The sequence below is a fragment of the Erwinia sp. genome (genome assembly GCF_031978025.1).
Lineage (GTDB): Bacteria > Pseudomonadota > Gammaproteobacteria > Enterobacterales > Enterobacteriaceae > Erwinia.
The window spans coordinates 32034-49416 of the sequence record NZ_DALZCD010000001.1 but is presented as its reverse complement, the minus strand read 5'-3'; the positions used below and the strand labels follow the sequence as shown (position 1 = coordinate 49416).

18 protein-coding genes and 1 pseudogene are annotated in these 17383 nt (G+C 55.9%); 8 read left to right on the top strand and 11 right to left on the bottom strand.

From position 1 onward, the window contains the following. Nucleotides 1–115: pseudogene (locus RTK32_RS00235) on the top strand (quinolinate synthase NadA); the annotation flags it as partial. Between the two features lie 28 nt (nucleotides 116–143). Then, entirely contained in the window at nucleotides 144–851 is a 708-nt protein-coding gene (gene pnuC, locus RTK32_RS00230) for a nicotinamide riboside transporter PnuC (RefSeq protein ID WP_312041541.1), read from the top strand. On the opposite strand, the gene zitB is transcribed toward pnuC, so the two are convergent. Together zitB and RTK32_RS00220 are read right to left on the bottom strand one after the other, a co-directional pair. Continuing rightward, entirely contained in the window at nucleotides 852–1781 is a 930-nt protein-coding gene (gene zitB, locus RTK32_RS00225) for a CDF family zinc transporter ZitB (protein ID WP_312041543.1), read from the bottom strand. 154 nt (nucleotides 1782–1935) lie between these two features. Next, nucleotides 1936–2292, bottom strand: a complete 357-nt coding sequence (locus RTK32_RS00220) for a protein YbgS (RefSeq protein WP_312041540.1) — start codon at nucleotides 2290–2292, stop codon at nucleotides 1936–1938. Between the two features lie 293 nt (nucleotides 2293–2585). On the opposite strand from RTK32_RS00220, the gene aroG reads away from it, so the two are divergent. Then, complete coding sequence (gene aroG, locus RTK32_RS00215; protein ID WP_312041539.1) at nucleotides 2586–3638, top strand: 3-deoxy-7-phosphoheptulonate synthase AroG; 1053 nt, start codon at nucleotides 2586–2588, stop codon at nucleotides 3636–3638. A 55-nt stretch (nucleotides 3639–3693) separates the two neighbouring features. Here aroG and gpmA read toward each other — a convergent pair whose 3' ends face one another. The 6 genes from gpmA to modE form a co-directional block, all read right to left on the bottom strand. Then, entirely contained in the window at nucleotides 3694–4446 is a 753-nt protein-coding gene (gene gpmA / locus RTK32_RS00210) for a 2,3-diphosphoglycerate-dependent phosphoglycerate mutase (RefSeq protein ID WP_312041538.1), read from the bottom strand. A gap of 145 nt (nucleotides 4447–4591) precedes the next feature. Then, on the bottom strand, nucleotides 4592–5623 hold the full coding sequence (galM, locus tag RTK32_RS00205) for a galactose-1-epimerase (protein WP_312041537.1): 1032 nt from the start codon (nucleotides 5621–5623) through the stop codon (nucleotides 4592–4594). Beyond that, a complete protein-coding gene (galK, locus tag RTK32_RS00200; RefSeq protein WP_312041536.1) occupies nucleotides 5617–6765 on the bottom strand; it encodes a galactokinase in 1149 nt (382 codons plus the stop codon). The genes galM and galK overlap by 7 nt, the downstream gene beginning before the upstream one ends. 2 nt (nucleotides 6766–6767) lie before the next feature. Then, the gene (galT, locus tag RTK32_RS00195) at nucleotides 6768–7814 is read right to left on the bottom strand and encodes a galactose-1-phosphate uridylyltransferase (RefSeq protein WP_312041535.1); all 1047 of its coding nucleotides are present in this window, start codon (nucleotides 7812–7814) and stop codon (nucleotides 6768–6770) included. An 886-nt stretch (nucleotides 7815–8700) separates the two neighbouring features. Further along, nucleotides 8701–10158, bottom strand: a complete 1458-nt coding sequence (gene modF / locus RTK32_RS00190) for a molybdate ABC transporter ATP-binding protein ModF (RefSeq protein ID WP_312041534.1) — start codon at nucleotides 10156–10158, stop codon at nucleotides 8701–8703. 76 nt (nucleotides 10159–10234) lie between these two features. Further along, the gene (gene modE, locus RTK32_RS00185) at nucleotides 10235–11014 is read right to left on the bottom strand and encodes a molybdenum-dependent transcriptional regulator (protein WP_312041533.1); all 780 of its coding nucleotides are present in this window, start codon (nucleotides 11012–11014) and stop codon (nucleotides 10235–10237) included. Between the two features lie 144 nt (nucleotides 11015–11158). Between modE and RTK32_RS00180 the strand changes: the two genes are divergently transcribed. The 4 genes from RTK32_RS00180 to modC all read left to right on the top strand — a co-directional run bounded on the left by RTK32_RS00180 (nucleotide 11159) and on the right by modC (nucleotide 13975). Continuing rightward, on the top strand, nucleotides 11159–11314 hold the full coding sequence (locus RTK32_RS00180; protein ID WP_312041532.1) for an AcrZ family multidrug efflux pump-associated protein: 156 nt from the start codon (nucleotides 11159–11161) through the stop codon (nucleotides 11312–11314). Nucleotides 11315–11460: 146 nt separating this feature from the next. Beyond that, on the top strand, nucleotides 11461–12231 hold the full coding sequence (modA, locus tag RTK32_RS00175; RefSeq protein WP_312041531.1) for a molybdate ABC transporter substrate-binding protein: 771 nt from the start codon (nucleotides 11461–11463) through the stop codon (nucleotides 12229–12231). After that, complete coding sequence (gene modB / locus RTK32_RS00170) at nucleotides 12228–12923, top strand: molybdate ABC transporter permease subunit (protein WP_312041530.1); 696 nt, start codon at nucleotides 12228–12230, stop codon at nucleotides 12921–12923. The genes modA and modB overlap by 4 nt, the downstream gene beginning before the upstream one ends. Then, on the top strand, nucleotides 12917–13975 hold the full coding sequence (gene modC, locus RTK32_RS00165) for a molybdenum ABC transporter ATP-binding protein ModC (protein WP_312041529.1): 1059 nt from the start codon (nucleotides 12917–12919) through the stop codon (nucleotides 13973–13975). The genes modB and modC overlap by 7 nt, the downstream gene beginning before the upstream one ends. A gap of 243 nt (nucleotides 13976–14218) precedes the next feature. Here the strand turns inward: modC and RTK32_RS00160 are convergent, their stop codons facing one another. Beyond that, entirely contained in the window at nucleotides 14219–15037 is an 819-nt protein-coding gene (locus tag RTK32_RS00160; RefSeq protein ID WP_312041528.1) for a pyridoxal phosphatase, read from the bottom strand. A gap of 148 nt (nucleotides 15038–15185) precedes the next feature. Here RTK32_RS00160 and pgl point away from each other — a divergent pair, with 148 nt between their 5' ends. Continuing rightward, the gene (gene pgl / locus RTK32_RS00155) at nucleotides 15186–16181 is read left to right on the top strand and encodes a 6-phosphogluconolactonase (RefSeq protein WP_312041527.1); all 996 of its coding nucleotides are present in this window, start codon (nucleotides 15186–15188) and stop codon (nucleotides 16179–16181) included. Nucleotides 16182–16211: 30 nt separating this feature from the next. Here the strand turns inward: pgl and RTK32_RS00150 are convergent, their stop codons facing one another. Both RTK32_RS00150 and RTK32_RS00145 read right to left on the bottom strand, forming a co-directional pair. Further along, nucleotides 16212–16688 (bottom strand): kinase inhibitor, encoded by a 477-nt coding sequence (locus RTK32_RS00150; protein ID WP_312041526.1) that lies wholly within the window; start codon nucleotides 16686–16688, stop codon nucleotides 16212–16214. A 13-nt stretch (nucleotides 16689–16701) separates the two neighbouring features. Then, complete coding sequence (locus RTK32_RS00145; protein ID WP_312041525.1) at nucleotides 16702–17382, bottom strand: type 1 glutamine amidotransferase domain-containing protein; 681 nt, start codon at nucleotides 17380–17382, stop codon at nucleotides 16702–16704. Between the last annotated feature and the right edge of the window lies 1 nt (nucleotide 17383).

Genomic DNA, 17383 nt, shown 5'->3' with positions numbered 1-17383 from the left:
AGAAGGGCTGGAGCACGGCGGCAGTGAACATGAAATCCACGTCGATGCGGCGCTGCGTGAAGGCGCGTTACGCTCTCTGGATCGTATGCTAACCTTTGCTGCATCATTAAAATAACGCCTGTTTTCAGGTACAAGGTGCCAACATGGATTTTTTCAGCACGCAAAATATCTTAGCCCATATCCCTTTAGGCGCGGGCGGCTACGATCTTTCCTGGATTGAGGCAATTGGGACGCTGGCAGGTCTGCTCTGTATCTGGCTCGCCAGCCTTGAAAAAAACATCAACTACGTTTTTGGTTTACTTAACGTCACGCTTTTCGCGGTAATCTTCTTCCAGATCCAGCTTTATGCCAGCCTGTTGCTGCAGATCTTTTTCTTTGCTGCCAACGTCTATGGCTGGTACGCCTGGACGCGGCAGACCAGCGATAATCAGCAGGCGTTGCACATTCGCTGGCTGGGGCTGCCGAAAGCGCTGGGCTGGACGCTGTTCAGCGTAGTGGCGGTCACGCTGATGACCCTTTACATCAATCCGGTCTTTGCCTGGCTGACGGAGATTGCCGTAAAGCTGATGCAGACGCTGGGACTGGCGGTGGCGATGCCACAGCTGCAGCCGGACGCTTTCCCATTTTGGGATTCCTGTTTGCTGGTGTTGTCGGTGGTTGCGATGATTTTAATGACGCGGAAATATGTGGAGAACTGGCTGCTGTGGGTGGTGATTGATGCGATCAGCGTGATGGTTTTTGCTCGTCAGGGCGTCTACGCGATGTCACTGGAATACGCTATTCTGACGCTGATTGCCCTGAATGGCGCCTGGCTATGGATTAAAAGCGCCCGCAGGCAGGCGCTGGCTTAATCAGTGGTGATGGTGAGCGTGCTCGTGCCCCGCTTTTCCCCATGACAGCTCGCAGTCGCCATCGTCACAGCTTTCGTACTCCATTTGCACCGTAGCATGTTCAATCTGATAGTGTTCATGCAGATAGTCATGAATACGGTGCAGCAGGGCGTCATGATCGTAAGGCGGGATCACCTGCGTATGCAGCGTAATCACGGGTTTTTCACCCACCAGCCACAGATGAACGTGATGCACGTTGCGTACTTCAGGAATATCACGCGTTAACGCCCGCTTCAGCTTCTCTACATTCAGCTGCGGCGGCGTACCTTCCAGCAACTCATGAAAACTCTCTTTTAGCAGTGCCCAGGCGCTACGCAGCACCAGAACCGACACCAACAGCGACAAAATCGGGTCAATCGGCGTCCAGCCGGTAAACATAATAATCAGTGCGGCGGCAATGGCGCCGACGGAACCCAGTAAATCGCCCATCACATGCAGGGCGGCGGCACGAACATTAATGTTCTTCTCTTCGCTGCCGTGATGCAGTAGCCAGAAAGAGAGCAGGTTGGCCAGCAGGCCCGCCACGGCTATGCCCAACATAAAGCCCCCGGCAACGGGTTCAGGATGCATAAAGCGTTGCACGGCTTCCCAGACGATCAGCGCCGTGATCGCTATCAAAGCGATAGCATTGACGAAAGCGGCCAGCGTGGTCAGCCGCAGCAGGCCAAAGGTATGGCTCGCGTTGGGCTTGCGGCTGCCAAACTGCACGGCTAAAAGCGCCATTAACAGCGCGGCGGCGTCCGTCAGCATATGACCGGCGTCGGCCAGCAGCGCCAGCGAGCCGGAAAGCAGGCCGCCAACTACTTCTGCGACCATAAAAACGGCCGTTACCAGAAAGGCGGCCAGTAAACGATTGCGGTTTCCACCGCTATGAGAATGCGAGTGCGCCATAATTATCCATGTTTTCAATAAACCTGCTTTATTATATCAAGAAATAATGCGTCTCCGTGACGAGGTTTTTATTACGGATACGCAGTTTTACCCTTTACAGCGCCCAATAAAAAAGGAGAGCCTTAGCTCTCCTTTTTCTTGTCCGGCGGTCAGCTTACTGTGAGGTACCGTCGGTTTTTCTGTCGGTACCCGGGCCTACTTTCTGGTTAATGTCCGGACACTTACCATCTTTACACTGGGTATTTTTGTCGATCTCATCCGCGGTCATTTTCTTGGCATGGTGAGTCTTTTTCGCGTGATGAGTCGTTTTGTGTTGCGTGGCGTCGCCAGTGTTATTGATATCGTTGTTGTTAACTTTGTTCGGCGCAATGTTCTGTTTCGCGCCGCCTGCAGCCGCACCGGCGTCTGCCGCCTGGTTAGCGGTGCCGTTATTGCTTCCCTCTGCCATAGCGGAAGCGCTGCCCAGAGCCATTGCTGCTGTCAGGAAAACGATTGCAAACTTTTTCATCATCTTACTCCGTTAATTTTTTTGCGTCTTGGCGAACCAAACCCTGCTAAAAAAGCGGTTTGCATAAATGGAAGAGAGTACCTCTTCTTACGCAGGCGATACGAGAGGATAAAGTCCGCGATCGCCGGGCGTTTTTTTTAAGTATCAACAGGTAAAAGTGTAGTAAAAAGCGCGAAAACGGCAACTCATACTGATAATAATTTGCGCAAAGTCGATTTACAGGGTGGGGCACACGCGATAAATTGGTTCTGATGCGCCTGGTGTGCAGTACGGCTCAGTAACTATCTGGAAATATTATGAATTATCAGAATGATGACTTAAGAATTAAAGAAATAAAAGAACTTTTACCTCCCGTTGCGCTGCTCGAAAAATTTCCTGCCACGGAGACGGCAGTTAAAACTGTCGCTGATACCCGCCAGGCCATTCACCATATCCTGCAAAAAAAGGACGATCGCCTGCTGGTGGTGATCGGCCCCTGTTCCATTCACGATACCGGGGCGGCAAAGGAGTATGCATCCCGCCTGCTGAAGCTGCGTGAAGAGCTGAGCGACTCGCTGGAAGTGGTGATGCGCGTTTACTTTGAAAAACCGCGCACAACGGTCGGCTGGAAAGGGCTGATCAATGATCCTCATATGGATAACAGCTACCAGATCAACGACGGTCTGCGCATTGCGCGCAAGCTGCTGGTGGATATCAACGACACCGGTCTGCCGGCGGCGGGCGAGTTCCTGGATATGATCACGCCGCAGTACGTGGCCGATCTGATGAGCTGGGGGGCGATTGGCGCCCGCACCACGGAATCCCAGGTACACCGCGAGCTTTCTTCTGGCCTTTCCTGTCCGGTGGGTTTCAAAAACGGCACCGATGGCACCATTAAAGTGGCGATTGACGCGATTAACGCTGCCAGCGCCCCGCACTGCTTCCTGTCGGTAACCAAATACGGGCATTCTGCCATTGTGGAAACCAGCGGCAACGGTGATTGCCACATTATTCTGCGCGGCGGTAAAGAGCCCAACTACAGCGCGCAGCATGTGGAAGAGGTGAAAGCAGGGCTGGCGAAAGCGGGCCTGGAGCCGCAAATTATGATCGACTTTAGCCATGCTAACAGCAGCAAGCAGTTTAAAAAGCAGCTGACCGTGGCGGACGACGTGGCGCAGCAGATCGCGGGCGGCGAAACAGCGATTATCGGCGTAATGATCGAAAGTCATCTGGTGGAAGGGAATCAAAATCTGGAAAGCGGAGAGCCGCTGGTCTACGGCAAGAGCGTGACGGATGGCTGTATCGGCTGGGAAGATACCGAAACCGTATTGCGCCAGTTAGCGCAGGCAGTGAAAGCGCGGCGCGGGTAGGCTCGCAAACGCGACATAAAAAAATCCGCCTTTCGGCGGATTTTTTCAGAGGGGATTACTTCGCTTTACCCTGGTTGGCTACGGCGGCGGCTTTAGCCGCGATCTCGTCCGCATCGCCCAGGTAGTAGTGTTTGATTGGCTTGAAGTTTTCGTCGAACTCATACACCAGCGGCACGCCGGTTGGGATATTCAGTTCCAGGATCGCCTCTTCACTCATATCATCCAGATATTTCACCAGCGCACGCAGTGAGTTGCCGTGTGCGGCAATGATCACTTTTTCGCCTTTCTTCATGCGAGGCAGAATAGACTCGTTCCAGTAAGGCAGTACGCGATCGATGGTCAGCGCCAGGCTTTCGGTGGTTGGCAGCTGCTCAGCGGTCAGCGCGGCGTAGCGTGGGTCATGGCCAGGGAAGCGTTCGTCAGCGCGATCCAGCTCCGGTGGTGTAACCGCAAAGCCGCGACGCCACTGCTTAACCTGCTCATCGCCATATTTCTGGGCGGTTTCCGCTTTGTCCAGACCCTGCAGCGCACCGTAGTGACGCTCGTTCAGGCGCCAGGATTTTTCAACCGGCAGCCAGGCCTGATCCACTTCGTCAAGAATGTTCCACAGCGTGTGGATGGCACGTTTCAGCACGGAGGTATAAGCGAAATCGAAGGTAAAGCCTTCTTTTTTCAGCAGCTGACCCGCCGCTTTCGCTTCGGTACGCCCTTTATCGGACAGATCAACATCGTACCATCCGGTAAAGCGGTTTTCGTTGTTCCACTGGCTTTCGCCGTGACGTACCAGAACCAGCTTAGTTACAGCCATAGCTTAACTCCTTAATAATCTGACGTTTCTAAGATAACGGAAAGCGAAAATTGCCGACGCAATTTTAACTGGCCATTACCATAGCGGAAATCTTCGCGGCACGTAAGCCTGCCGCAGGTGCGATGCACGTTTTTCATGCGCTTAATCAAAGCGGCGTCAGGCGATAACGCGTTTCTGACTGATACGATTCACCTGGCTTCAGCCAGCAGTCGGGCTGCGGCCATTCAGGATGATTAGGCGAGTCGGGTAAAAACTCGCTCTCCAGCGCAATACCCTGAAAGGCAGTATAGACGCCCTGCTCACGAGCCGGGGTGCCTTCCAGATAATTCCCCGAATAGAATTGCAGCGCGGGGGCGGTGGTAAACACGCTCAGCTTCAGCCTGCCATCCGCTGACCACAGTTCGGCATCCGGCTGTTGGTCGTCGGCACCGTTCAGCAGAAACGCGTGATCGTAGCCTTTCACCGCGCGCTGATCGTCATCCAGCAGGAAGTCCTGGGCCACCGTTTTGATTTCTCTGAAGTCAAAACCGGTGTTGTTGACGTCGGTCAGCGGCCGGTTGGGAATGCCTTCACTGTCCACCGGCAAATAGTGGTCTGCACGCAGGCGCAGGCGATGATGACGGGCATCATTATGTTCGGCATCAAGATTGAAATAGGCATGGTTGGTCAGATTCACCGGACAGGCCTGATCCACCGTAGCGTGATAGCGGATAGTGAGCGTATTGTCCTCTTCCAGCCGATAGAGCAGGGTGACCTGCAAATTGCCCGGATAGCCCTGGTCGCCGTCGGGCGAGTCCAGCTGGTAGGTCACTTCCTGACCGGTCTGGCTGACAATCTGCCAGCGACGAGCGTGAAAGCCTTCTGGCCCGCCGTGCAGCTGGTGCTTGCCCTGATTGGCTGCCAGCTGCCAGCGCTGTTCGCCTGCGGCAAAGGTGGCGTTAGCGATACGGTTGGCGTAGCGGCCCACCGTTGCGCCCAGGTAGGCCGTCTGATGAAGGTAAGCAGATGGCGTGGCGCAGCCCAGCAAAGCTTCACGCACGCTGCCGTCTTTCATCGGCACTCGGGCAGAAAGCCAGGTTGCGCCCCAGTCCATAAAGGTCGCGACCATGCCACCTGCGTTGCGTAGCGTAGTAATGCGCCAAGGCTGGCCGTCCGGCGCCTGGGAAGGACTCAGCATGGGCCGGCTCCTTCTGAGGCTTTGCAAACGTAAAAGGTTTCTTTAATGCCGGATTGCGCTTCGTACTGCTCCGCTACGGCCGCTTTTACGCTGTCGACCAGATCCAACGGCATCAGCGCGACCACACAGCCGCCAAAGCCGCCGCCGGTCATGCGCACGCCGCCGCGATCGCCCAGGCTGTTTTTCACAATGGTGACCAGGGTATCGATTGGCGGCACGGTGATTTCAAAATCATCACGCATGGAGGCGTGAGATTCCGCCATCAGCACGGCGATACGCGCCAGGTCGCCTCTGGCCAACGCGTCGGCGGCTTCCAGCGTACGCGCATTTTCGGTCAGCACGTGGCGAACACGTTTGGCCACCAGCGGATCGAGTGCCTGTTCCTTCTCAGAAAATTGCGCCAGATCGACATCACGCAGTGAATCTTTATTGAAGAACTTTGCGCCCGCTTCGCACTGCTGACGCCGCGTGTTGTACTCGCTGCCGACCAGATTGCGGCGGAAGTTAGAGTTAATAATCACCACGGCGATATCTTCCGGCATCGGTACCGGTCGCGTACCCAGCGTGCGGCAATCCAGCAGCATGGCATGATCTTTCTCGCCCAGCGCCGAAATCAGCTGATCCATGATGCCGCAGTTACAGCCGACAAACTGGTTTTCCGCTTCCTGGCCGTTTACGGCAATCTGCGCGCCGTCCAGCGGCAGATCAAACAGGTGGCGAAACACGGTGCCGACCGCCACTTCCAGCGAGGCGGAGGAGCTCAGGCCCGCACCCTGCGGCACGTTGCCTGCAATGACCATATCCACGCCACCGAAATCGGGGCTGCGTTTTTGCAGATGTTTGACCACGCCACGGACGTAGTTTGACCACATCTGGGTGTCATGTGGCACGATCGGTTCATCCAGCGAAAAAATATCTTCCTGATTTTCATAGTCGGCGGCGATGACACGCACCTGGCGATCGTCACGCTTAGCGCAGGCGATAACAGTCTGGTAATCAATGGCGCAGGGCAACACAAAGCCGTCGTTATAGTCGGTGTGCTCGCCAATCAAATTAACACGGCCCGGCGCCTGGAAAGTTTGCGGCGCAGCATAGCCAAATTTCTCGCTGAAAAGCTGTTGGGTCAAAGTTTTTAAATGCATGGTTATGCTCCGGTCTCGCGGAAATGAATATCGCTGACGGCACGCAGACGTTCAGCCGCCTGCTCCGCCGTCAGGTCACGTTGGGTTTCGGCCAGCATTTCATAGCCAACCATAAACTTGCGTACCGTGGCGGAACGCAGCAGCGGCGGATAGAAATGCGCATGAAGCTGCCAGTGGTCGTTGGCGTCGTCATTGTAGGGTGCGCCGTGCCAGCCCATCGAGTAGGGAAATGAGCACTGGAACAGGTTGTCATAACGGCTGGTCAGCTTTTTCAGCGCCAAGGCCAGGTCGGCTCGCTGCGCGTCCGTTAAGTCGTTCAGGCGCTTGACGTGCGCTTTTGGCAGCAGCAGCGTCTCGAATGGCCAGGCGGCCCACCAGGGCACTACGGCCAGCCAGTGTTCGGTTTCCACTACCGTACGGCTGCCGTCATTCAGTTCGCGACTGGCGTAATCCACCAGCATCGGCGACTGGTTTTTCGCAAAATAAGCGCGCTGGAGATCGTCCTCGCGTTTGGCTTCGTTAGGCAGAAAACTGTTGGCCCAGACCTGGCCGTGTGGATGCGGATTGGAGCAGCCCATCGCCGCACCTTTGTTCTCAAACACCTGCACCCACGGGTAGTGCTGGCCCAGATCGGCCGTCTGCTCCTGCCAGGTGCGAACCACATCTTCCAGCGCGGCAACCGACAACTCAGGCAGCGTTTTGCTGTGATCCGGCGAAAAACAGATTACCCGGCTGGTGCCGCGTGCGCTTTCGCAGCGCATGAGTAAATCGTCGCTTTCCGGTGCGTCTGGCGTATCGGTCATCAGCGCGGCAAAGTCATTGGTAAACACGTAGGTGCTGGTGTAATCGGGATTTTTATCGCCGGTTACGCGCGTGTTACCCGGGCAAAGAAAACAGTCCGGGTCGTGCGCAGGCAGCTTCTCCTGAGAAGGTGTCTCCTGCGCGCCTTGCCATGGGCGCTTGGCACGATGCGGAGAAACCAGAATCCACTGATCGGACAGTGGGTTATAGCGGCGATGCGGATGATCGACCGGATTAAATTTCTGCATATTGAGTCCTGATTACCTGGTGATGCCTGCAAGTCTGAAAGAAAAATAGCACAGCGCGAAGCAATAAAGCGTGATCGAGTGTGAATAAATGGAATCGTTTACACAAGCTGAAAATTCCGAAGAGGCAGGTTTCGCGCTTGTTTAATCCATAAAAAACTGAACTGACAAACCTTATAGTGGTAGCGGTTACACGAGGGCAGCCACCTGGCGGTGGGTGGGGCTAAAAGCCGGGCTAAGGATTATCAGATTAATCGGACGATATTTTGGCAAAAGGCGCACTTTCGGATCGAGCAAGAGTTTAGTGCCAACATACTTAAAGGGGTGGGGGATTTAATAACTACATACCAAAGCCTGACTGAAAGTAGTGCCAACATACAAGGCGGTAAAATACTCACTCCTCTGTTGCCATGGGAGAGCTATCTGACATCCACGGCTACGGCAGGCAGGAGGGTTGCGCTTTTCGGGCAGGGCAGGTTTGCCTGTCTGGCGGGGCAAGTGCGTTCGTCAATATGCTGCTGGCTGGCACCGCCCAAAAAACAGCAGAAACTGACATAAGCTGCTTGCCCGGATGCCGAAAGCCGCCGTCGGGTTTCGGGCGACTGCCCGTATCGGATGCCATAACGGCTTGTCGCGGCATTACGGGGGTTTTGAAGGCTTTATGTATCGACTTTACGGGCAGAATGAAAGCGGGTGTACAGCCCAGGGGCGGGATAAAAACCTGCTTTGTTCCTGCTCTGCGAGCAGCCTGAAGAAGGCTCCTGCTTCAGCTCTATGAGAAAACGAAGGGGGGCATACGTTCAGACAACGTGAAAACGGATTTTTCAGTTCTGATGAGCAGCCTGCAGAAGGGCTTTAAGCCAGCCTTACGGCTGGCGCAGAAACTGATTCAGAGCCTTTCTTGCTGATAGCGATAGCTGTCGCCCTCCGGCACGAAGGTCAGGCGATGGGTGATGCACTGTGGCGCATCTTCGGCATGGTGGGAAACGAAAAGAAGCTGCGTAGCCCCCTCGCCAATCAGGACATCCACAAAGCGACGGACCAGCTGGCGGTTAATCGAATCCAGCCCCTGTAAAGGCTCATCCAGAATCAGCAGTGCGGGATGTTTAACCAGCGCGCGGGCTATCAGCACCAGCCGCTGCTGACCCCATGAGAGACTTTTAAAAGGCGTGTCTGCCATAGCAAGCATGCCCAGCCGCTGTAGCCACTGCTCCGCCAGCTTTTGTTGCCGATCGGAAACGGCCTGATAAATGCCGATGGAGTCAAAGTAACCGGAGAGAATCACGTTGCGCACGCTGCTGCTGACGCGGTAATCCAGATGGAGGCTGCTGCTAACGTAGCCAATATGCTGTTTGATCTCCCAAATGGTTTCGCCACTGCCGCGACGGCGTCCAAACAGCGTTAAGTCATTGCTGTAGCCCTGCGGATGATCGCCCGTAATCAGACTCAGCAACGTTGATTTTCCCGCGCCGTTTGGACCGACAATCTGCCAGTGCTCGCCCGCCTGTACCGTCCAGTCAAGATGATTAAGCACGGGACGATCGTTATAAGAAACCACGCCGTCACGCAGCACCACCCGTGGCGTCTGCGGCGGCAGGGCTGCCGACGCGTCGTCGGCTTCCGGCAGCGCCATACCCTGCAAATTTTCACTGTGGGCCAGCTGCGCGACCAGCGCCTCGGCCAGGATTTCTTCACGGCCACCTACATGCGTCAGCTCACATTCAGCCAGCACGCCAACCCGATCGACGAAGTCAGGAATATCGTCAAAACGATTCAGCACCAGCACCACCGTGTGGCCCTGCTGGTGCAGTTGCGCAAGGACCTGAGCCAGATTGGCGCGCGAAGCAACATCCAGCCCGTCGAAAGGCTCGTCAAGGATCAGCAAATCCGGCCGGGCCATCAGCGCCTGACAAAGCAGCGTCTTGCGGGTTTCGCCGGTCGAGAGATATTTGAACCGCCGGTTGAGCAGCGCAGTAATGCCAAAAGTGTCCGCCAGCTGGCGACAGCGAGCCTCATCGCGTACCTCTTCCTGGATAATGTCAGCCGCGGTACGGCCGGTATCGTCTTCATCCGGACTGAGCATATCGGTGTTGTTACGCTGCCACTCTTCGGAAACCAGCTTCTGTAATTGCTCAAGAGAAAGACGAACAGGGCGGAAGGTATTCGCCACTTCGCCTTTGGCGGCGGCAAGCTCGCCCGCCAGCGCGCGCGCCAGGGAAGATTTGCCGCTGGCGTTAGCGCCGACAAAAGCCCAGCTTTCGCCAGCCTGAATCTGTAGCGCCGGCAGCGTCAGGTTTCGGGTCGCGCTAAGATGAAACGTGCCTTGCGAAATTTGCAACGTAGACATTGTTTATTCCATTTTATGCATTGTTTCCTTCACTATCGACGCTGGACGGCGGGACTGTCAAATGGCGTCGCCGTTTTCAGAGCAGCGTGGCGATAATCACGCGATCGGCATTAAAATGTGCTGTCACCGCCGCGCCAGGCTGAAGATTTTGCTCCTGTGCGCGCTGGTTGGTTAAGGTGGCACACAGCGTTTCGCCGCCCGGCAGCGTCACCAAGGCTTCGCTGTGGGTGTCGCCCTTAATCAACTCGCTTAACACGCCTTCGAGTTGGTTATCAGCCTCGCTGGTTGATTGAGTAACATCTATCCACGGTGCTTTGATCAGTACCAGCACCTCTTTGCCCGGCGTTAATTCAAGACGATTAGCGCTCTGCTCGGTGAGGGCAGCTTTAATGCATGTTTCGCCGTTGGCCAGCAGGATCTCAACGTGCTGCTGCACCGTTTGCGCGTCACGCTGCACCAGAGTGCCGAACAGCTGGTTGCGAGCGCTGGTTTGGAGTGAAAAGCGGGCAATGGCACCCAGCAGGCTGCCTAACGGCACGTCGTCCTGCAACACATCAAACGCTTTTTGCTGAATCTGCTCCAGCAGCGCGAAAAGTTGGATCAACCGCTCACCGTACGGCGTGACCTGTGCGCCGCCGCCGCCTTTGCCACCCGTAGCCCGTTCTACCAGCATGCGGTCGGCCAGGGTATTCATCTCGTTAATGGCATCCCATGCGCTTTTATAACTGATTCCGGCCATCTTCGCGCCCTGACTGATCGAGCCCGTCGCCGCAATCTGTTTAAGCAACTCGATACGGCGAGGATCGGCAAAAAGCCGTTTTTGTAATTTCAGGATTAGGGAAAGCTCAGCCTGCATAGTCGCTCCTGGTAAAAAAGGATTTTCCGAATTGTACACCGTTGCGCCCGAGGGACGTAAAAACAGGTAAAACGCACAAAAGGTCAGTGCACTTTTTTCCGCTATGGATACAATAACTTCTTTTATTCAGTGAGGAAAAATACCATGCTGGAATTACTTATTGGTCTTGCAGAAGCGATCCTCATGGTTCCCGTGGTGATGGCGATTATCCTTGGCCTGATCTACGGCCTTGGCGAAGTCTTTAACGTCATTTCAACAATCGGTCATCGTAAAGAGCAGCCCGCGAAAGACCGCCGCTAGATCTCTGCCCGATACGCCCGGCAACACCGGGCGCTATTTTTTTGCCATCCACCTTACTTTCTCCCTGTTTCTGCCGATAATAACCATGACAGCGGGTGTTAAATCGTTATAGTGAAGGCTACATAACGAACCCTTCGGAGAAAACTATGTCTGTGAAATTACGCCTGTTCTTTATCGGGGCTGTAGCCACAGTGAGCCTGGCCGGGCAGGCCGTGGCGGCTGAAAACATTACCGTTTTTGCGGCCGCTTCCCTGACCAATGCGCTGCAGGATATCGCTACCCGTTATCAGCAGGGAAAAGAGGTAAAAATCGTCTCCTCTTTTGCCTCTTCTTCTACGCTTGCACGACAAATAGAGCAGGGGGCACCTGCCGATCTGTTCATCTCTGCCGATCAGCAATGGATGGACTACGCCGCGCAGAAAAAAAGCATTGATGAAGCCAGCCGCTATACGCTGTTAGGCAATGAGCTGGTGCTGGTGGCGCCAGCAGAAGCGAAATCTCCGCCGGTCACGCTGTCGAAAAAGACCGACTGGAAAAGCCTGTTGCAGGGGCAACGTCTGTCAGTAGGCGACCCGGATCATGTACCGGCAGGGATCTACGCCAAAGAGGCTTTGCAGTCGCTGGGTGCCTGGACCACGCTGGAACCGATGTTGGCAAGGGGGAACAGCGTGCGAGCCGCGCTGGCGCTGGTAGAACGTAATGAAACGCCTTACGGCATCGTTTATGGTTCCGACGCGGTAGCCAGCAGCAAAGTGGCCGTGGTCGGGGTTTTCCCGGCAGACAGCCACAAGCCGGTGGAGTATCCGATGGCGAAAGTTAAAGGCCATGATTCGGCCAGCGTCACCGCATTTTACCATTACCTTAAAGGGCCGGAAGCTGCGGCCGTGTTTAAACACTACGGATTTACGCCTCTGTGATAGTCAGCGAACCCGAATGGCAGGCTGTTTTGCTCAGCCTGAAAGTCTCCAGCGTGGCGGTGTTATTCAGCCTGCCGTTGGGCATAGTAGCGGCCTGGGTGCTGGTACGCTGCCGTTTCCCCGGCAAAACGCTGCTCGACAGCCTGATCCACCTGCCGCTGGTGCTGCCGCCGGTGGTGGTCGGCTATTTGCTGCTGTTAGGGTTCGGCAGGCGCGGTTTTCTTGGGCGCTATCTTTATGACTGGTTTGGTTTTACCTTTGCTTTTAGCTGGCGCGGCGCGGCGCTGGCCTCCGCCGTGGTCGCCTTTCCGCTGATGGTGCGGGCGATCCGCCTGGCGTTGGAAAGCGTCGACGGGCGACTGGAGCTGGCGGCACGTACGCTGGGCGCGGGTCGCTGGCGGGTGTTTTTTACCATTACGCTGCCGCTGACGCTACCCGGCATCATCGCCGGCACGGTGCTCGCCTTCGCCCGCTCGCTGGGGGAATTCGGTGCGACCATCACCTTTGTCTCTAACATTCCCGGGGAGACCCGCACGCTGCCTTCCGCTATGTATACGCTGATTGAAACGCCAGGCGCGGAAAACGCGGCGGCCAGGCTTTGTGCGATCGCCATTGCGCTGGCTCTTTGTTCGCTGTGGCTGTCGGAATGGCTGGCGCGCTGGGGACGTAAAAGGTTGGGGATGGCATGTTAGAGCTTGATATTTCTCAGCGCCTTGGCGACCACACTTTGCAGGTCAACACGACAATACCGGCAGAGGGCATCACGGCCGTTTTCGGCGTATCCGGCGCCGGGAAAACCTCGCTGATTAACGCTATCGGCGGCCTGACCACGCCGCAGGAAGGCCGTATTACGCTGAATGACAGAGTGCTGTTTGATGCCCAGGCCAGGGTGAATCTGCCGCCGGAAAAGCGCCGTATCGGCTATGTATTTCAGGATGCGCGTCTTTTCCCGCACTACAAGGTGAAAGGCAACCTCGAATACGGCATGGCGAAAACGATGCGCTCGCAGTTTGATGAGCTGGTAGAGCTGTTAGGCATCGGTGAGCTGCTGTCGCGCTTTCCTTTTTCGCTTTCCGGTGGAGAAAAGCAGCGGGTGGCGATAGGCCGCGCCCTGCTCAGCGCACCGGAAATTTTACTGATGGACGAGCCGCTGGCCTCGCTGGACTTACCGCGAAAGCGCGAGCTGTTGCCCTATTTGCAGGCGCTGGCGAAAAAGGTGGCTATCCCGGTACTGTACGTCAGCCACAGCCTTGAAGAGATTATTCAGCTGGCCGATAACGTGCTGGTGCTGGATAAGGGCGAGGTAAAAGCCTCCGGGACGCTGGAAAAAGTCTGGGGCAGCAGCGCTATGCGCCCGTGGCTACCGCGCGCCGAGCAGAGCAGCGTGCTGAGGGTGCAGGTACTGGAACAGCATCCGCACTATGCGATGACGGCGCTTTCACTGGGCGATCAGCATATCTGGGTCAGCCGTATTGACGTGCCGCTGAAAACGCCGCTGCGTCTTCGCATTCAGGCCGCCGACGTCTCGCTGGTTCTGCAACCGCCGCTTAACAGTACTATCCGCAATGTCATCCCGGCCCAGGTCGGCGAACTGCTGGATATTGATAATCAGGTTGAGGTGAAGTTGTTGATAGGGCAAAGCGAACTCTGGGCGCGGATCACTCCGTGGGCACGCGACGAGCTGATGATTAAACCGGGCATGTGGCTTTACGCGCAGATTAAAAGCGTGGCGATCGCCGCCTGAGTGCGCCCGCTTTTATACATCTTCGCCACGTTTATGCAGCTGGCGGCCTTCTGCGTTAGCAGGTGAGGGATTTTTAGCCAGGCCCTGTGTTGATAGGCGAAGATGGGCGAACCTCTTCAGCAAGCCTTTCATTAACAGGCAGAAATCTTTAGCGACGAGCAAAGATTTCCAGTAAAGCTGCGTTAGCAGGCCAACATCGTCAGCAAAGGCCTGCGTCAACAGGCGAAGCCCTCCCCCTGACTGTTACAGCACTTCCTGACAGATGGTCTGAGCAATGCCCGGTTCCAGATTAGTGCCGATAACCCGATGCGCGCGCGCTTTGATAGCGTCGTCTGCATTACCCATCGCCACGCCCAGCCCAACGTTTTCCAACATGCTCAAATCGTTATAGTTATCCCCGAAGGCGAGCACGTCGTGCATTTGATAGCCCTGAGCGTTAACCCATTCTGCCAGCCGTTTCCCTTTGCTGTTGCCCGCCCTGGCGATATCCACCTGATCGTGCCAGGACCATTCACAGGCGAGGCCCATTTCCTGCTCCACTTCATCGGCAAACTGTTGCAGCGCGCGGGTGTCAGGATAGGACAGCGCAAATTTCCAGATTGATTCAGCCTCTTTCGCGGCGCGGCTCAGGCTCGGCACCTTAATAAACGTTGGGCGTTGATGTTCCGGTAGCGACAGTCCCCAGTTAATGGCGCGGGTAACGTGGCCGGTTTCGGTCTGGTAAAGCATCGCGTTATCAACATACAGCAGGCCATGAATGGCAGCCTCTTCCAGTTTTTCGATCACCCGCAGCGCCTGCTCTGTTGGCAGCGGATCGGCGGATATGACCTTTTTAGCTTGATAATCATACAAGTAGGCGCCATTACAGCAGATTGCAGGTGTATCAAGCGCCAGCGCCTGATAAAAAGGATGGATAGCGACGTGATGACGACCGGTCACGATCACAATCTTGATGCCAGCCTGCCGGGCCTTTTGCAGCGCTTCCAGCGACTCAGGAAGAATGGTCTTACGTGGCGTCAGCAGCGTACCGTCCAGATCTAAAGCAATAACGCGATAACTCATAAATCGTTCCGAATGTGATTAGAAAACGAGTTTTGAGTCTACACCCTGTGACGGCACTGGCAAAACCGCCCGGCACAAATCCGCCTGCGTGGCCGACAAAAACGCGCTACGCTGAAGCAGACCCGATTGACCTGAAAAAGGAGCATTCATGAAACAAGTCGTTTATACCGCCAGCCCAGAAAGTGGGCAGATCCATGCCTGGCAGCTTGACCCACAGGGCGCGCTGACGCTGCTGCAGGTGGTCGATCTGCCAGGCCAGGTTCAGCCCATGGTGGTCAGCCCCAATAAAGCTTTTCTGTATGTCGGTATCCGCCCCGATTTTCGCGTTATCGCTTTTCGTATCGACAGCGAAGGCAAGCTGACCAAAGTGGCAGAAGCGCCGCTGCCGGGCAGCCCGACGCATATTTCCACCGATCGCCAGGGACGCTTTATTTTCACCGGTTCTTATAATGACGCCTGCGTCAGCGTGACGCCGCTGGATGAGCAAGGCCTGCCCGGCGAGCCGTTACAGGTGATTAAAGGCCTGGACGGTTGCCATTCGGCTAACATCGATCTGAACAACGAAACGCTGTTTGTGCCGGCACTGAAACAGGACCGTATCTGCCTGTTTGATTTACAGGAAGATGGCCAGCTGCTGCCGCACGCGCAGCCTCAGGTCAACACGGTTGAAGGCGCAGGCCCGCGCCATATGGTGTTCCATCCGAACCAGCAGTACGCCTACTGCGTAAACGAACTGGACAGCACGGTAGACGTCTGGCAGCTCAACAATGCCCGTGGCGAAGTCGAGCGCGTGCAGAGCCTGGATATGATGCCGGAAGGCTTCAGCGATACGCGCTGGGCGGCCGATATTCGTCTGACCCCGAATGGTCGTCACCTTTACGCCTGCGACCGTACCGCCAGCGTGCTGACCACGTTCAGCGTCAGCGAGGACGGCGGGCTGTTGACGGTCGAAGGTCATCAGCCAACGGAAGCGCAGCCGCGCGGCTTTAACATTGATGCCAGTGGACGTTACCTGATTGCGGCCGGGCAGAAATCGCACCATATAGAGGTCTATAGCATTACGGAAGAAAGAGGATTGCTGACGCCGCTGGGACGTTATGCGGTAGGGCAGGGACCGATGTGGGTCACCATTACTGAAATCTGAAAAAAGGCGGCCATGTAGCCGCCTTTTTTATCAGATGTAGAGAGCCGTAAGTGAAGCACTCGCCAGCTGGTGGAAATGAACGTTAAAGCCCAGCATTGCGCCGCTCGCCTGCTCGTCCACCTCCAGCTTTTCTACGTCCAGCGCATAGACGGTAAAAATATAGCGGTGGCTTTCGCCTTTCGGCGGTGCCGCGCCGCCGTAGCCCGCTTTGCCAAAATCCGTGCGGGTCTGCACCGCGCCAGCAGGCAATTCGGCCACGCCAGAACCCGCACCCTGCGGCAGGACACGCGTGTCGGCAGGCAGGTTTGCCACGCCCCAGTGCCACCAGCCGGAGCCGGTCGGCGCATCGGGATCAAAACAGGTAACGACAAAACTTTTGGTGCCGGCCGGCACGTCATCCCAGGCCAGATGCGGCGACAGATTATCGCCTTCGTAACCCATGCCGTTAAAGACCTGGCGCATCGGCAGCTTATCGCCCTCGTTAAAATCCTGACTAAAGAGTTTCATTTCCCCTCCTGCATTATTGATGAAGCAGTTTCAGCAGCTCCTCGGCGGCGGCAACGGAGGATCCAGGGTTCTGGCCGGTCACCAGATGGCCATCGGTAATGGCGAAACTGCCCCAGTCATAGGTTTTTTCATAGTTGCCGCCCAGCGCCCTGAGCGTATCCTCAACCAGGAAAGGTACCACATTCGTCAGGCCAACAGCGTTTTCTTCACTGTTGCTGAAACCCGTCACGCGTTTCCCTTCTACCAGCGGCGTACCGTCCGGCTTTTTCGCTCGTTTCAGCACGCCGGGCGCGTGGCAAACTGCTCCGACCGGTTTACCGTTGGCGTAAAAGCTCTCAATCAGTTCGATACTCTGCCGCTCTTCTGCCAGATCCCAGAGTGGGCCATGACCGCCCGGGTAAAACACCGCATCGAATTTGCTGCTGTCGATATTGCCCAGCTGCTGGGTATTAGCCAGCGCCTGCTGCGCAGCGATATCTTTACGGAAGCGTTCAGTATCAACGGTTTGCGCGTCCGGCTCGTCACTTTTAGGGTCGAGCGGCGGGTGCCCGCCCGCGGGCGAGGCCAGCACAACGCTGATGCCCGCATCACGGAAAATGTAATAAGGCGCTGCAAACTCCTCCAGCCAAAAGCCGGTTTTCTTGCCGGTATCACCGAGCTGGCCATGTGAAGTCAGCACCATTAAAATTTTCATT

What these genes read in the sequence shown, in the direction of transcription:
- pnuC (WP_312041541.1), top strand. Translation starts at nt 144, where the DNA reads ATGGATTTTTTCAGCACGCAAAATATCTTAGCCCATATCCCTTTAGGC.
- zitB (WP_312041543.1), bottom strand. Translation starts at nt 1,781, where the DNA reads ATGGCGCACTCGCATTCTCATAGCGGTGGAAACCGCAATCGTTTACTG.
- RTK32_RS00220 (WP_312041540.1), bottom strand. Translation starts at nt 2,292, where the DNA reads ATGATGAAAAAGTTTGCAATCGTTTTCCTGACAGCAGCAATGGCTCTG.
- aroG (WP_312041539.1), top strand. Translation starts at nt 2,586, where the DNA reads ATGAATTATCAGAATGATGACTTAAGAATTAAAGAAATAAAAGAACTT.
- gpmA (WP_312041538.1), bottom strand. Translation starts at nt 4,446, where the DNA reads ATGGCTGTAACTAAGCTGGTTCTGGTACGTCACGGCGAAAGCCAGTGG.
- galM (WP_312041537.1), bottom strand. Translation starts at nt 5,623, where the DNA reads ATGCTGAGTCCTTCCCAGGCGCCGGACGGCCAGCCTTGGCGCATTACT.
- galK (WP_312041536.1), bottom strand. Translation starts at nt 6,765, where the DNA reads ATGCATTTAAAAACTTTGACCCAACAGCTTTTCAGCGAGAAATTTGGC.
- galT (WP_312041535.1), bottom strand. Translation starts at nt 7,814, where the DNA reads ATGCAGAAATTTAATCCGGTCGATCATCCGCATCGCCGCTATAACCCA.
- modF (WP_312041534.1), bottom strand. Translation starts at nt 10,158, where the DNA reads ATGTCTACGTTGCAAATTTCGCAAGGCACGTTTCATCTTAGCGCGACC.
- modE (WP_312041533.1), bottom strand. Translation starts at nt 11,014, where the DNA reads ATGCAGGCTGAGCTTTCCCTAATCCTGAAATTACAAAAACGGCTTTTT.
- RTK32_RS00180 (WP_312041532.1), top strand. Translation starts at nt 11,159, where the DNA reads ATGCTGGAATTACTTATTGGTCTTGCAGAAGCGATCCTCATGGTTCCC.
- modA (WP_312041531.1), top strand. Translation starts at nt 11,461, where the DNA reads ATGTCTGTGAAATTACGCCTGTTCTTTATCGGGGCTGTAGCCACAGTG.
- modC (WP_312041529.1), top strand. Translation starts at nt 12,917, where the DNA reads ATGTTAGAGCTTGATATTTCTCAGCGCCTTGGCGACCACACTTTGCAG.
- RTK32_RS00160 (WP_312041528.1), bottom strand. Translation starts at nt 15,037, where the DNA reads ATGAGTTATCGCGTTATTGCTTTAGATCTGGACGGTACGCTGCTGACG.
- pgl (WP_312041527.1), top strand. Translation starts at nt 15,186, where the DNA reads ATGAAACAAGTCGTTTATACCGCCAGCCCAGAAAGTGGGCAGATCCAT.
- RTK32_RS00150 (WP_312041526.1), bottom strand. Translation starts at nt 16,688, where the DNA reads ATGAAACTCTTTAGTCAGGATTTTAACGAGGGCGATAAGCTGCCGATG.
- RTK32_RS00145 (WP_312041525.1), bottom strand. Translation starts at nt 17,382, where the DNA reads ATGAAAATTTTAATGGTGCTGACTTCACATGGCCAGCTCGGTGATACC.